This is a genomic window from Vibrio sp. G-C-1 (assembly GCF_021728015.1).
Taxonomy (GTDB): domain Bacteria; phylum Pseudomonadota; class Gammaproteobacteria; order Enterobacterales; family Vibrionaceae; genus Vibrio; species Vibrio splendidus.
In genome coordinates, this window is sequence record NZ_JAKKCR010000007.1 from 102,611 (window position 1) to 118,605 (window position 15,995).

At 48.0% G+C, this 15,995-nt stretch carries 3 protein-coding genes; all 3 read left to right on the top strand.

The window, feature by feature from the left end:
• Window positions 1-79: 79 nt before the first annotated feature.
• From L3V36_RS12205 to L3V36_RS12215, 3 genes are read left to right on the top strand one after another with little or no spacing between them, the layout of a single operon-like run.
• Window positions 80-7,960 carry a type I polyketide synthase gene (locus L3V36_RS12205; protein WP_208775064.1) on the top strand — a complete coding sequence of 2,627 codons (7,881 nt, stop codon included), beginning with the start codon at window positions 80-82 and terminating at the stop codon, window positions 7,958-7,960.
• The gene (locus L3V36_RS12210; RefSeq protein ID WP_102452856.1) at window positions 7,960-10,002 is read left to right on the top strand and encodes a PfaB family protein; all 2,043 of its coding nucleotides are present in this window, start codon (window positions 7,960-7,962) and stop codon (window positions 10,000-10,002) included. The genes L3V36_RS12205 and L3V36_RS12210 overlap by 1 nt, the downstream gene beginning before the upstream one ends.
• A complete protein-coding gene (locus L3V36_RS12215; RefSeq protein WP_208775065.1) occupies window positions 9,999-15,995 on the top strand; it encodes a beta-ketoacyl synthase N-terminal-like domain-containing protein in 5,997 nt (1,998 codons plus the stop codon). The genes L3V36_RS12210 and L3V36_RS12215 overlap by 4 nt, the downstream gene beginning before the upstream one ends.

The window sequence follows — 15,995 nt, forward strand, 5'->3', positions numbered from 1 at the left end:
CAGATTTTCTTTCTTTAATTTTAAAAGCGCAGCCTCAAAACACGACATCACTTTCTGTGATTTCTAGTGGAGACTCATAATGAGCCAACCCGAGACAAATACACCGGAATCAGTCGACGATACTCGACTGAATAAACGCCTTAAAGATATGCCTGTCGCTATCGTTGGTATGGCGAGCATGTTTGCAAACTCTCGCTACCTGAATAAATTTTGGGACCTTATCAGCGAAAAAATCGATGCGATTACTGAAGTACCAGATACGCACTGGCGTCCAGAAGATTACTACGACTCAGATCGTACTACGCCAGACAAGTCTTACTGTAAGCGCGGTGGTTTCATCCCAGAAGTGGACTTCAACCCTATGGAGTTCGGTCTTCCGCCAAATATCCTAGAACTGACTGATACGTCGCAGCTGCTTTCTCTGATCGTTGCAAAAGAAGTACTTGAAGATGCCAAGCTGCCTGAAGGCTACGATCGCGATAAGATCGGTATCACGCTCGGTGTTGGTGGTGGTCAGAAGATCGCTCAAAGCCTAAATGCTCGCCTGCAATACCCTGTTTTGAAAAAAGTCTTCAAGAGCAGTGGCATCAACGACGAAGACAGCGAAATGCTGATCAAAAAGTTCCAAGACCAATACATCCACTGGGAAGAGAACTCATTCCCTGGTTCATTAGGTAACGTAATTTCAGGTCGTATTGCTAACCGCTTTGACCTTGGTGGCATCAACTGTGTGGTAGATGCTGCGTGTGCAGGTTCTCTAGCCGCAATGCGCATGGCACTGAGCGAGCTGGTTGAAGGCCGCAGCGAAATGATGATCACAGGTGGTGTGTGTACTGATAACTCGCCAACCATGTACATGAGTTTCTCTAAAACACCTGCATTTACCACCAATGAAACCATTCAACCTTTCGACATCGACTCAAAAGGCATGATGATTGGTGAAGGCATCGGTATGGTTGCTCTGAAGCGCTTAGAAGATGCAGAACGCGATGGCGACAGAATCTACTCAGTGATTAAAGGTGTCGGTTCTTCTTCGGATGGTAAATTCAAGAGTATTTACGCACCTCGCCCTGAAGGACAAGCAAAAGCACTGAAACGTGCTTACGACGATGCTGGTTTCGCACCGCACACGCTTGGCCTATTAGAAGCGCACGGTACAGGTACAGCAGCGGGTGATGTTGCTGAATTTGGAGGCTTAAACTCGGTATTCAGTGAGAACAATGAAGAGAAGCAACACATTGCGTTAGGCTCTGTGAAATCTCAAATTGGTCACACCAAATCAACCGCGGGTACTGCAGGTTTAATCAAAGCTGCATTAGCACTGCACCACAAAGTACTGCCGCCAACGATCAACGTATCGGCTCCGAATCCTAAACTGGATATCGAGAACTCTCCGTTCTACCTAAACACACAAACGCGTCCTTGGATGAAACGTGTCGACGGCACACCACGCCGTGCAGGTATCAGCTCATTCGGTTTTGGTGGCACTAACTTCCACGTTGTATTGGAAGAGTACACACCAGAGCACGCTCGCGGTGACAAATACCGTCAGCGCCAAGTGCCGCAAACGCTGTTATTCAGCGCAGAATCTCGTCAAGCACTGATCAATGAGCTCAAGCAGGTTTCAACTCAAGCTGCAGACGCTGCGTTCAAACTGGAAGCGCTTGCTGAACAACACGCTCTACGCGAAGTTGATGCTAAGCATGCTCGTATTGGTTTAGTTGTCACTGACCAAGCAGACCTTCAAGCGCAACTGACTCAAGCGGTTTCTATGCTTGAGAGCCAAACCAAAACACATTGGCAGATGCCAAACGGTACTAGCTACCGTGAATCAGCACTGATTGCTGAAAACGGTGCTGGTAAAGTGGCTGCATTATTTGCAGGTCAAGGTTCGCAATACCTAAACATGGGTCGCGAGCTTGCTTGTCATTACCCTGAGATGCGTCAACAGCTTGCTCAAGCGGATCAGGTATTTGGTCAACACAAGAAAACGGCTCTGTCGCAAATTCTGTTCCCAATTCCAACCTTCACACCAGAAGCAACCAAAGCTCAAGAAGCGGTGCTAACCAACACGGCCAATGCGCAAAGTGCGATTGGTACTGTGTCTATGGGTCAGTTCGACATCATGACTCAAGCTGGCTTCAAAGCCGACATGGTCGCAGGCCACAGCTTTGGTGAGCTAAGCGCACTATGTGCATCGGGTGTTATCTCGCAAGACGATTACTACCAGCTAGCTTTCGCTCGTGGCGATGCGATGGCGGCGATACCAGAACAAGGCGACAGCGGTACTATGTTTGCGGTCATCCTAGACGCAGACAAGCTTCCAGCCGTTGAAAGCTGCATCAGCCAATTCGAAGGTGTGAGCATTGCCAACTACAACGCTCCGACTCAATTGGTTATTGCAGGTCCAACAGCAACCGTTCAACAAGCAGCACAGGCGCTAACAGAACAAGGCTTCAAAGCGATTGCTCTGCCAGTATCTGGTGCTTTCCACACACCACTTGTTGCTCACGCTCAAAAGCCATTTGCTGCGGCAATTGATAAAGCTTCATTCAGCGCTCCAACGCTGCCGCTTTACTCAAACGCAACAGGCAAGCTGCACAGCAAAGACGCGAAAGCGATTAAGAAAGCATTCAAACAGCACATGCTGCAATCGGTTCGTTTCAGCGAACAAATTGAAGCGATGTACGAAGCAGGCGCGCGCGTATTCGTTGAGTTCGGTCCGAAAAACATTCTTCAAAAGCTGGTTGAAAAAACATTGGCTGATAAGAACGAAGAGCTTTACGCAATCAGCATCAACCCAAGCCCTAAAGGCGACAGTGACCAACAGCTTCGTTTAGCTGCGGTTCAACTGTGTGTGGCAGGTGTTTCATTAGACAACATTGACCCTTACCAAGCTGACATTGCTGAACCTGCAAAGGCATCACCAATGAACATCAAGCTGAATGCAACCAACTACATCAGCCCAGCTACTCGTAAGAAAATGGATCAATCATTAGCTTCGGGCAACGTCACCGAAAAGACTGAGATTGTTGAAGTGAAAGTTGAAGTCGAGAAAATCGTGGAAAAAGAAGTGATTAAAACAGAAATCGTTGAAGTACCTGTGGCTGCTCCTCAAGCTTCAAATGTACAACAGTCAACTGCTCCAGCACCAAGTGCACAAGTAGTAACAGCAGCTCAGCAGCCACAAGTGGCGCAACCTGCACCAGCGACTATCCAGCCAGCAGCTCAAGTAACGGTTGATGAGTCTTCACTGCAATCGTTCTTCAATGCTCAACAACAAGCAGCAGAAGTACATCAGCAATTCTTGGCGATTCCTCAGCAATACGGTGACACATTCAATACCCTAATGTCTGAGCAAGCGAAAATGGCAACAGCAGGCGTAGCAATTCCTGAGAACCTGCAACGTTCTATGGAAATGTTCCACCAGCACCAAGCTGAAACGCTAAAAGCTCACGCTCATTACCTAGAGATGCAAGCACACAGCAACAACTCAGCACTTAATATGCTGACGCAAGGTTCAGTACAAACGGCACAACCAACCTTCGTTGCTTCTGTAAATGCTCAGCCAGCGATTCAAGCTCCAGCTACTCAAACTACTCCAGCAGCTACCGTCCAACAGCCTGTAGCTCAAGTACAGTCGGCTCCTGTACAAGCTGCGCCAGTTCAAGCTCAGTCTGTTCAAGTTACACCAGTACAGAAAGCAGCTCCTGCACCACAAGTAGCGGCTCAAGCGGCAGCGTCTGTTGCAGCTCAACCTGTGCCAGTTAAAGCGCAACCAGCTCCTGTGGCTGCACCAGTAGCAGTACAAACAGCCGACGCTGAAAAAGTGATGCTAGAAGTCGTTGCCGAGAAAACGGGTTACCCAACGGAGATGCTTGATCTAGAAATGGACATGGAAGCAGACCTTGGTATCGACTCAATCAAGCGCGTAGAGATCCTTGGTACCGTTCAAGACGAAATGCCAAACCTACCTGAGCTGAACCCTGAAGATTTAGCTGAGTGTCGTACTCTTGGTGAAATCGTCGAGTACATGAACAGTAAAAGCATGAACAGCAAGATGCCAGCATCAGCGCCTGTGGCAGCACAGCCAAGCGCAACTGCTGCTGTTCAAGCAGCTAACGGTCTTGATGCGAAAGTCGTTCAACAAACCATGCTAGAAGTGGTTGCTGAGAAGACAGGTTACCCAACTGAAATGCTTGATCTAGAAATGGATATGGAAGCAGACCTTGGTATCGACTCAATCAAGCGTGTTGAGATTCTTGGTACGGTTCAAGATGAACTGCCTACTCTTCCGGAGCTAAACCCTGAAGACTTAGCTGAGTGTCGCACTCTTGGCGAAATCGTTGACTACATGAACAGCAAGCTTCCGGCTTTGGCACCTGTAGTCGCTCAAACTGCAGCAACTTCAGTTCAAGCAGCTAGCGGTTTAGATGCGGCTGTCGTTCAGAAAACCATGTTAGAAGTAGTCGCAGAGAAGACGGGCTACCCGACTGAAATGCTAGATCTAGCAATGGATATGGAAGCTGACCTTGGTATCGACTCAATCAAGCGTGTTGAAATTCTAGGTACGGTTCAAGACGAGCTACCGACTCTTCCAGAGCTAAACCCTGAAGACCTCGCTGAGTGTCGCACTCTAGGTGAAATTGTTGACTACATGAACAGCAAGCTTCCAGCTTCTGCTCCAGTAGCGGCTCAAGCATCTGCACCAGCGCAAGCAGTATCAAACGGTTTAAACGCAGAACAAGTTCAAGGCACAATGCTGAGCGTAGTAGCGGATAAAACGGGCTACCCAACAGAAATGCTAGACCTAGCAATGGACATGGAAGCAGACCTTGGCATCGACTCAATCAAACGTGTTGAGATCCTTGGTACGGTTCAAGACCAGCTACCAACATTGCCAGAGCTAAACCCTGAAGATCTAGCTGAGTGTCGTACACTAGGCGAAATCGTTGCTTACATGAACAGCAAGCTAGGTGCTAATGAAGTTCCTAACGCAGCACCTGCTCCAGAAGCAGCTACAGCCGCTGTAGAAAGTGCGAGCAATGACCTAAACCCTGCTCATGTTCAATCAACAATGATGGAAGTGGTTGCTGACAAAACAGGTTACCCAGCAGAAATGCTCGACCTAGCGATGGACATGGAAGCAGACCTTGGTATCGACTCAATCAAACGTGTTGAGATTTTAGGTACAGTTCAAGACCAGCTACCAACGCTGCCAGAACTAAACCCTGAAGACTTAGCTGAGTGTCGTACGCTTGGTGAAATCGTTACTTACATGCAAAGCAAGCTATCCGCTGCTGCACCCGTAGCGACTCCAAAAGCTGAATCAGTAACGCCTATCGCAGAAACAGCGACAGCGGAACTTCCTCCACACAATGAGGTAGCGCTAAAAAAGCTACCAGCGGCAGATAAACTCGTCGATTGTTTCTCAAAAGACGCTTGCGTCGTGATCACAGATGATGGTCACAACGCTGGTGTTCTAGCAGAAAAGTTGACCGCTAACGGCATTCAAGTTGCCGTAGTGCGTAGTGCCCTTTCTGCCGCGTCACCTTTAAACAGTGAAATCGCAAGCTACACACTCAACAGCGTCGATGATGCTGGTGTGACTGCAGTTATTAACGACATCGAAGCAGACCTTAAAACGTCAAACAAAGTGATTGCTGGCTTCATTCATTTACAAGCTATCGTTGATGCGAAACAAAGCAACGAGCAAGCGGTTAACTTGAATGCAGACTCCAGAGCTTCACTAACCACAGCGTTCTTATTCGCGAAGCACCTAAATGGCCAACTGAATGCCGTTTCTGGTCGTAGTGTGTTCTTCACACTAAGCCGTATCGATGGTGGCTTTGGTTACCTAGATACTAAGCAACTAGCGAATGCAGAACTCAACCAAGCCGCGTTGTCTGGTCTAACTAAGACACTGAGCCATGAATGGTCAAACGTGTTCTGCCGCGCATTGGATGCTGACGCTTCTATTGATGCTCGTCACCTAGCTGAAGCTATCACAGGTGAACTGTTCGATATCGATACCAACACGGTTGAAATCGGCCTTAGCCATGCAGAAAACGGGGAATCTGGTCGTGCAACATTGATTGCGGCAACACCAGGAGCTACACAAACGAAGAACAAAGGCGCTCAACTCACCAAGAGCGACAAAGTTCTCGTAACTGGTGGCGCTAAAGGCGTGACGTTTGAATGTGCACTGACGCTTGCTAAGCAATGTAAGTCTCACTTCATTCTTGCAGGTCGTAGTAAGCATATTACTTCAGATGAGCTACCTCAGTGGGCACAAGGCAAGCAAGAGAAAGAGCTAAAACCAGCGGCTATTGCTCACCTACAAGCAACAGGTGACAAACCAACGCCAAAGAAAGTTGATACCTTGCTAAAACCTGTATTGAGCAGCCTTGAAATCAACGCAGCACTTGCCGCTTTCAACGAGATTGGCGCGAGCGCTGAATACCTAAGTCTAGATGTATCGAACCATGAGTCAGTAGCGAAAACGCTGGCGAATTTCGAAGGCATCACAGGTCTGATCCACGGTGCAGGCGTACTGGCTGACAAGCACATTCAAGATAAAACACTTGATGAACTGAACATGGTTTACGGCACGAAAGTGGGCGGGCTAGAAGCGGTTCTTGGTGGTCTTGATAGCAGCAAGCTAAAACTGATTGCGATGTTCTCTTCGGCGGCGGGTTTCTACGGAAACACTGGCCAAAGTGATTACTCGATGTCTAACGAGATCCTAAACAAAGCGGCTCTACAACTGTCTGCGCGTAACCCTCAAGCGAAAGTGATGAGCTTCAACTGGGGACCATGGGACGGTGGCATGGTCAACGCAGCACTGAAACGTATGTTCACAGAGCGCGGCGTGTACGTAATTCCTCTTCAGGCAGGTGCAGAGCTGTTTAGTTCTCAACTACTGAACGAAACTGGCATTCAATTGCTGGTTGGCACGAGCATGCAAGGTTCTGACAACAAGGAAGCTGCTGTAAAAAAGCTTAATGCGGAGTCTGTGCATCTTGCAAAGAGTCCGCTGAATACAAGCATCACTGTGACACGTCATCTTGATCCGAAGGCATTACCTTTCATTCAAGATCACTGCATTGCAGGTAACCCAGTGTTACCGACAGTGTGTGCCATCCAATGGATGCGTGAAGTCGCAGAGCAACTGTTAGGGGTGAACGTTAGCGTTCACAACTACAAACTGCTTAAGGGTGTGATTTTTGATACTGATGAAGTGCTAGAGCTAACGCTTGTCTTGTCTGCAGACACTAAAAAGCCGTCTTCTGATGCTAAATCAAAAGATCAGCTAAAAGCGGTGATCAGTTGCCAAGGGCGACCACAGTATCAAGCTCAGTTGCAAGTTGCCTCTGTGCAAGTATCTGAAGATGTTCAACAAGCGTCAGTAGAACGCTTTGAGGCCAACACTTCAGCACCTGTAACAACGGCACAAGCTCTATACAGTGACGGCACTCTGTTTCATGGACCAAGATTGCAAGGTATTACTTCAGTGGAACGCTTTGACGACTTAGGCTTATTGGCTCAGTGCCAACTACCTCAGATTGAAAACAGCGACTGCGGATCATTTATTCCGAAGCAAGGTTTTGGTGATAGCCAGCCATTCGCGGAAGATTATTTACTGCAAGCCATGCTGGTATGGGCTCGATTGAAATACGGCGCGGCAAGCCTACCGTCTGCAATCGGTGAGTTTGTTTGTTACGCACCGATGCACAATGGCGACCAAGGTTGGCTAGAGCTGAGCGTGATAAAAAGCACGGCTCGTTCGCTGCAAGCTGATATCTCGCTTTACCACCAAGATGGTCGTTTAAGCGCGGTAATGAAAGGTGCCAAAGTCACCATCAGCAAGAGCTTAAATGACGCATTTTTACCAAAATCTAGCTCAGCAGTGTCGAAGAAAGAGGCGACTAAGAACCCAGAAAAGGAGCAATTGTCATAGTGACTGTTCCTACTAATAAAGCGATGCCATTGCGCATCGCTCTTTTAGCTCAGCCAGCAAACGCGGTTGAGCTTTCTGCCGACTTATCACCTTCGCTTCCAGAGATGGTTACTGTTGTGGTTGATGGCAATTTTAATCAAGCACTTAGCCGTGCTATTGAGACTGTAAATCAAGGCACTGCTGTTAAACTCTGTTTGGATTCTCACTCACCATCATTGTTGATGTTAAGTGCGCTGAATGCTGCTCAGAATAAGATTCACCCACACGCGAATTTGGCGGGCTTTGTTGAAGCTCTCGATCTAGATAATGGAGATAGCGTTCAGCTTGCTCTGGATATGTCACGCCGCCCCGCTTCAGATTTAAGCCATCAACAACAATACTCAACCCTATCTGCTTCGCAGCAGTTTAATGAGTTGTTGAATATGATTGAGGCAATATCGAGCCGTTCATTGCCGAGCCATTACTGGTTCACTGAGCCGAACAAAGCACGTGTTGCTGCGTTAACCTTCAGCGAAGAAAACCAGAAATCCACCAGCCTGATATTGACTCAAGCGACCGGTTTGCACGAACCAAAACCATTGCTATCCAGCGAACGTTTGATGTTTGTGGTTTCTGGCTGCGAGCAAACTGAATTGGTTTCTCAGTTAACCTCGTTAAGAGTGGAGCTTCAATGCGTTAACGAAGCGGCAGACAGCGAACTTGCTATCGCCACCCTGATGCATTCAAACCTAAGTCACTTCCAAAGCGTTCAGCACAATGCTGGCCGTGGGGCGAACATAGTGATTCAAGCCGCTTCAATTGATGCTGCAATACAAGAGATCACAGCGCTAGAAAATGCGTTGCCAAAAGTAATTGCTGACAATAGCCAATACAAAACGCCAGCGGGCAGTTGTTTCTCACCGAAGCCTCAAAGCAAAGGTGGCGTTGCATTTGTTTACCCTGGTGTTGGCACGGTTTATCCCGGTATGTTGCGCGAATTTCACCACCATTTCCCACAGTTATTTGCTCGCTTAGAACGCGAAGGTAACTTGAAAGAGATGCTACAGGCTGAAAAAACCTACGCTGACGACGCGCAAGAAATGTCGCTCAGTGAGCTGGCAATTGCAGGTGTGGGCAGTAGTTATCTGTTAACACAACTACTGTGTGATGAATTCAAAGTGCAGCCAGACTTCGCCTTGGGTTACTCCAAGGGTGAAGCTTCCATGTGGGCGAGCTTGAATGTTTGGAAAAACCCACATGCGCTGATTGAGATGACTCAAACTAGCCCTATTTTCACGACGGCTATTTCTGGCGAACTCACCGCAGTACGTCAAGATTGGCAGCTGAACGGCGACGAAAGCATCCAATGGAATAGCTTTGTGGTTCGAAGTGATGCACAAGCGATTGAGGCTCTGTTACCAGAATTCCCACGCGCTTATCTCGCTATCATCCAAGGTGACACTTGCGTACTGGCAGGTTGTGAAAGCACCTGTCGTGCATTGCTCAAGAAACTGGGTAAACGTGGCATTGCCGCTAACCGTGTTACCGCAATGCACACTACACCAGCATTGAGCCAACATAGCCAAGTGCGTGAGTTTTACACGCAACCACTGTTCGACGAATTGCCAAAGCATATCCGCTTTATCAGCGCAGCAGGTCTACCGACTGGCGCACCAATCAATATAGACAGCGACAGCATCGCCCTTTCGATTGCCGACACCTTCTGTTCAACGTTAGATTTCACCGCGTTGATCCAAAGTGCACGTCAACAAGGTGCGCGTCTGTTTGTCGAAGTAGGTGCCGATCGTCAAACCAGCACATTGATCGACAAGATCAATCGTAGCGACAACGTAGCCGACCAATACTGCACAATCGCTTCCAATGCCAAAGGCGGTGACGATGTTGTCACGCTCATCAAATGCATTGGTCAGCTCATTACTCAACAAATTCCACTGTCTGTCGAGCCACTTATTCAAGGGCTAGAACAACAGATCACCACCGCTAAGCAATTAAGTGGTGTGTTTCAAGGCAGCGCAGTGAATCATCAAGGAGAGCTAGTATGAGTTCTCAATCGAAGCCATCTCAATATCAAGCTCAAGCTCAGAACAAACAGCAAGTGAAGTGCAATAAGATCGCGATTGTCGGTATTGCTAACCAATACCCAGAAGCGGATACGCCAAAAGATTTTTGGCAAAACTTGCTGAATAAAAAAGATTCTCGAACCACATTAAGCGCTGAAAAGTTAGGAGCTAAACCTGAAAGCTATCAGGGCGTGCAAGGCGAATCAGACCGCTTTTACTGTGACAAAGGCGGCTACATCGAAAACTTCAATTTCGATAGCAATGGCTACCGCTTAACAGCAGAATCGTTCAACGGCGTAGATCAAAGCTTCCTATGGGCTTTGGATACCAGTCGTAAGGCTTTAACCGACGCAGGTATTGATCTGAATGCCGATGTTTTAGAGCGCACAGGCGTGATCATGGGTGCCCTTTCGTTCCCAACGACACGCTCAAACGACTTGTTTCTGCCGATGTATCACTCAGTGGTCGAGAAAGCACTTAAAGATAAATTGGCTAATGACCAATTTTCACTGCTACCAACCAATGAAACCGCGCAAGATCTCAACCCTATCAATGGCGCTGCAGCACACAACGCCTCTAAGTTAGTGGCTGATGCGCTAGGTTTAGGCAACGTGCAACTTAGCCTAGATGCGGCATGCGCAAGCTCAGTGTATTCATTGAAGTTAGCGTGTGATTACTTGAACACGGGCAAGGCCGACATGATGTTGGCAGGCGCGGTATCAGGTGCTGACCCATTCTTTATCAACATGGGTTTTTCGATCTTCCACGCTTACCCTGACCACGGTGTTTCGGTTCCGTTTGATAGCAACAGTAAAGGTCTGTTTGCTGGCGAAGGTGCCGGTGTTTTAGTCCTAAAACGCTTAGCTGATGCAGAACGTGATGGCGACAATATCTATGCAGTTGTCAGCGGTATTGGCTTGTCGAACGATGGCCGTGGCCAGTTCGTATTAAGCCCAAACAGCAAAGGACAAGTCCAAGCCTTTGAACGCGCTTACGAGGCTTCAAACCTAACACCAGACAGCATTGAAGTGATTGAGTGTCACGCAACTGGCACACCATTAGGTGACAAGGTTGAGTTAACCTCAATGGAGCGTTTCTTTGCTGACAAATTGAATGGTTCTAACCCGCCATCGATTGGCTCTGCGAAGTCAAACCTCGGCCACTTACTGACTGCGGCGGGTATGCCGGGGATCATGAAGATGATCTTTGCGATGAAAGAAGGCGTGCTTCCTCCAAGTATTAATTTGGACAAGCCCCTATCGTCGCCTGAAGGTTTATTTGGCCCACAGACTCTGCCAACGCAGGTTCAACCTTGGCCAAGTAAAGCGGGTAACTCAGAGCGCTGCGCGGGTGTTTCTGTATTTGGTTTCGGTGGTTGTAACGCTCACTTACTGCTTGAAGCGTATTCAGACACGAGTCATGTAACCCAGACTTTAGAGTCGGCATCTCCAAGCCTACAACCGTCTAATTTAAGCATTACTGGCCTAGCGTCTCACTTCGGTTCTCTGCAAAGTATCAACGCGCTGAGCACTGCAATTGAAACCAACAACGATGCTTTCATTGCTTTGCCTAAGAAACGCTGGAAAGGCTTAGACCAACATCCAGAACTACTGAATCAGTTTGGTTTACACGGCATTCCAAACGGAGCGTACATCGATCAATTCGATCTCGATTTCCTACGCTTTAAAGTGCCGCCGAATGAAGATGACCGTTTGATCTCTCAGCAGTTGCTACTGATGAAAGTTGCAGACGAAGCGATCAAAGATGCCAAGCTTGTGGCTGGCCAAAAGGTTGCAGTTTTAGTTGCGATGGAAACTGAGCTTGAGATGCACCAATTCCGTGGACGCGTAAACCTGCATAGCCAACTGGCGGACAGCTTTGCCAACATGGGTATTGAGCTAACACAAGACGAATACCAATCGCTAGAAACCATTGCGATGGACAGTGTGATGGACGCAGCCAAGCTGAACCAATACACCAGTTTCATCGGCAACATCATGGCTTCGCGTATCTCTTCATTGTGGGACTTTAACGGCCCTGCCTTTACGATTTCAGCCGCTGAACAATCAGTTGCACGTTGTATCGATGTCGCGCAAAACCTGATGTCGCAAGAATCCATGGACGGAGTCGTGGTTGCAGCCGTTGACCTTAGCGGCAGTGCAGAACATGTGATTCTGAAGAACAGCGTCAGCCCAGTGTCACTTGCTCCAAAATTCGGACAACCGCAAGACTGCAGTTGGAATGTGGGCGAAGGCGCAGGTGCGATTGTTCTTGTTGAAGAGAGTCGAGTAGCGAGCAACCAAGATACGGCTTACGGCAGCATCAACGCATTGGCCTTTGGTTCAAGCGAGAATAACAACGCCGTTGCTGATGAGTTACTGACTCAAGTCGGTATGAGCTCGAACGATGTTTCTCTGCTTGAGCTTAACCATGCACCAGAGTCTTCGTCATATCAGTCTTCGTCTCTAAGTTTAGCGAGCACAAGGACGACTCAAGCGAGTCAACGTGTTGGTCATTGCTCTGCTGCTTCTGGCATGGCAAGCCTGCTACACGGTCTGCTCAACCTGAACCTTGAGTCTCTGAATCCAAATATCAGCTCTAAGAGCGCGATTGTTGCCAACATAAGCGAAGGACAATGTTCACAGCTGCTACTAAGCCAATCGCGTGTTGAATCTCAATCACTTTCTGTTCGTTTAAGCAATGAACTGGCAAGTGATGCTAAGCGTCAATTGGTTAAACAAGTGACTCTTGGTGGTCGCGATATTTATCAACATATTGCCCAAACTCCAGTGACCAACTTGGCAACGATTCAACATAAAGCTTCTGGTAAACAAGCGGCAAGAGTGGCGTCAGTTCCAACGACAGCAAGCATTCAAACTGCCCTTGCGCAAAAAGAGTTAGAGAAGAAAGCATTAGCGCAGAACGCGGTAGAGCCAGTCATCGAAACTCCTACATCAGTATCCCCTACTCTGGCGCCAACTCGCCACAGTCAGCTAACAGGTAACCACAGCAATATGACTCATGTCCTATCCGCTAAAAATGGCACGTCTCAAATCGACGCTAATACGGATGCAGCATTACAGCCGTCTGTAACACCACACAACCAAGCTTTTGCTCAAAACCAGCAAGCAGCGCAGCAAGTACACAAAGCATTCCTGCACACTCGTGCCCAAGGCATGCAAATGGCTGATGCGTTATTAAAAGCACAGCTAAACGCAGTGACATCTGGTTTAGATAGCAATGCCCTGATTCAACAAACGACCAGCCAACAAACAAATAGTCAACAAACGACTGGCCAACAAACATCAGCTCAGTCTGTTCAAGCTCAACCGGCTCAGGTTCAGTCAACACCAGTCAACGTACTTGCGACACCAGCACCAGTAAAACCTATCCGTAAGCCTTGCATTTGGGATTACGATGATCTGGTTGAATACGCGGAAGGCGATATTGCGAACGTATTTGGCCCTGATTACGCGATCATTGATAGCTACTCGCGCCGCGTTCGTTTGCCAACCACCGACTACCTACTGGTATCTCGTGTAACCAAGCTCAACGCGACCGTCAACGAGTACAAGCCAAGCACCATGACTACAGAATACGACATCCCAGTTGATGCTCCGTATCTTGTTGATGGTCAGATCCCTTGGGCTGTTGCAGTTGAATCTGGTCAGTGTGACCTAATGCTGATCAGCTACTTAGGTATCGATTTTGAAAACAAAGGTGAGCGTGTTTATCGCCTGCTTGATTGTACGCTGACCTTCCTTGGCGACTTGCCTCGTGGTGGCGATACACTGCGTTACGATATCTCAATCAACAACTTTGCTCGCAATGGCGACACATTACTGTTCTTCTTCTCGTACGAATGTTTCGTTGGCGACAAGATGATCCTGAAAATGGACAACGGTTGTGCAGGCTTCTTCACTGATGAAGAGCTAGCCGACGGCAAAGGTGTGATTCACACTGAAGATGAAATTAAGGCTCGTAAGCTTGCAACTAAGCAACGCTTCGACCCTATGCTGCACTGCCCTAAAACGCAGTTTAACCACCAAGAATTACGTCATCTACTGACTGCTAACATTGCAGAGTGTTTTGGTCCAACTCACCAATCCAATAGCCACCAGCCTTCTTTGTGCTTCAGCTCAGAGAAGTTCATGATGATCGAAAAGGTTAGCCGTGTTGAACCGCAAGGCGGCACATGGGGACTTGGTCTGATTGAAGGTCATAAGCAGCTAGAGCCTGAGCACTGGTACTTCCCTTGTCACTTCAAAGATGACTCGGTAATGGCTGGTTCTTTGATGGCAGAAGGTTGTGGTCAACTGCTTCAATTCTTCATGATGCACCTTGGCATGCATACGCTTGTTCAAAATGGTCGTTTCCAACCGCTTGAGAATGCGCCTCAACAAGTACGCTGTCGTGGTCAAGTTCTACCACAATCGGCAGAACTGACTTACCGCATGGAAGTGACCGAGATTGGTCTAAGCCCTCGTCCATACGCGAAAGCCAACATCGATATTTTGCTGAATGGCAAAGTGATTGTTGATTTCCAAAACTTGGGTGTGATGATCAAAGAAGACGACGAATGTACTCGTTACCTACCTTCTCTAGAAACAGCTGTCGCAACCCCTGTTATCGAAAGCTTGGACCATAAAAGCTTGGGCCATACACCAGCAGTGAACCAACAAGCTTCAGCAAATGCGCCACTGATGGCGCAAATTGAAGACCTAGCAACTGCGCCAAATAAAGGTGTGGTTCCTCTTCAACACGTTGAAGCTCCGGTGACTCCTGATTACCCAAACCGCACACCCGATACGGTCCCGTTCACGCCATACCATATGTTCGAATTCGCGACTGGCGATATCGAGAAATGTTTCGGTCCTGATTTCTCAATCTACCGTGGGATGATTCCACCACGTACTCCGTGTGGCGACCTACAGCTAACCACTCGTGTTGTAGAGATCGACGGTAAGCGTGGCAACTTCAAGAAGCCTTCATCGTGTATCGCAGAATACGAAGTGCCAGAAAACGCATGGTACTTTGATGAAAACAGCCACCAGACTCTAATGCCTTACTCGGTATTGATGGAGATTTCACTGCAGCCAAACGGCTTCATCTCAGGCTACATGGGAACAACACTGGGCTTCCCAGGTGAAGAACTGTTTTTCCGTAACCTAGATGGTAGCGGCAAAATGCTGCGTAACGTCGACTTGCGTGGCAAAACGATCACCAACGATTCTCGTCTGCTTTCAACCGTAATGATGGGCACCAACATCGTACAGAGCTTCAGCTTCGAACTGAGTACTGACGGCGTGCCTTTCTACCAAGGTACAGCGGTATTTGGTTACTTCAAGGGCGCAGCACTGAAAGATCAGCTTGGTTTGGACAACGGTAAAGTGACTCACCCTTGGCACGTTGATAACAACCGCACGCCGGATGTAAACATCAACCTACTAGACAAAACGACGCGTTACTTCAATGCACCCGTTTCTGCTACTGGTGAAGTGCAAGAGCACTACCAACTGGCTGGCGGTCGTTTGAACTTTATCGATACGGTACAGATCACCAGCGATGGTGGTAAAGATGGCCTAGGTTACCTATACGCTGAGCGTACGATTGACCCAAGCGATTGGTTCTTCCAGTTCCACTTCCATCAAGATCCGGTAATGCCAGGCTCTCTAGGTGTCGAAGCGATCATCGAGTTAATGCAAACCTATGCGCTAAACAAAGATCTTGGCGCTGGTTTCCGCAATCCGAAATTTGGTCAAATCCAATCGGAAGTGAAATGGAAATATCGTGGTCAGATTAACCCTCTGAACAAACAGATGTCTCTGGATGTACACATCACTGCGATTAAAGATGAAGACGGTAAACGCATCATCGTTGGTGACGCAAACCTAAGCAAAGATGGTCTGCGTATTTACGAAGTGAAAGACATCGCGATTTGTATCGAAGAAGCCCCGGCTATCGATAAAGCTTAA

Coding starts and splice junctions, on each gene's coding strand:
- L3V36_RS12215 (WP_208775065.1), top strand. CDS start 9,999: ATGAGTTCTCAATCGAAGCCATCTCAATATCAAGCTCAAGCTCAGAAC.
- L3V36_RS12205 (WP_208775064.1), top strand. CDS start 80: ATGAGCCAACCCGAGACAAATACACCGGAATCAGTCGACGATACTCGA.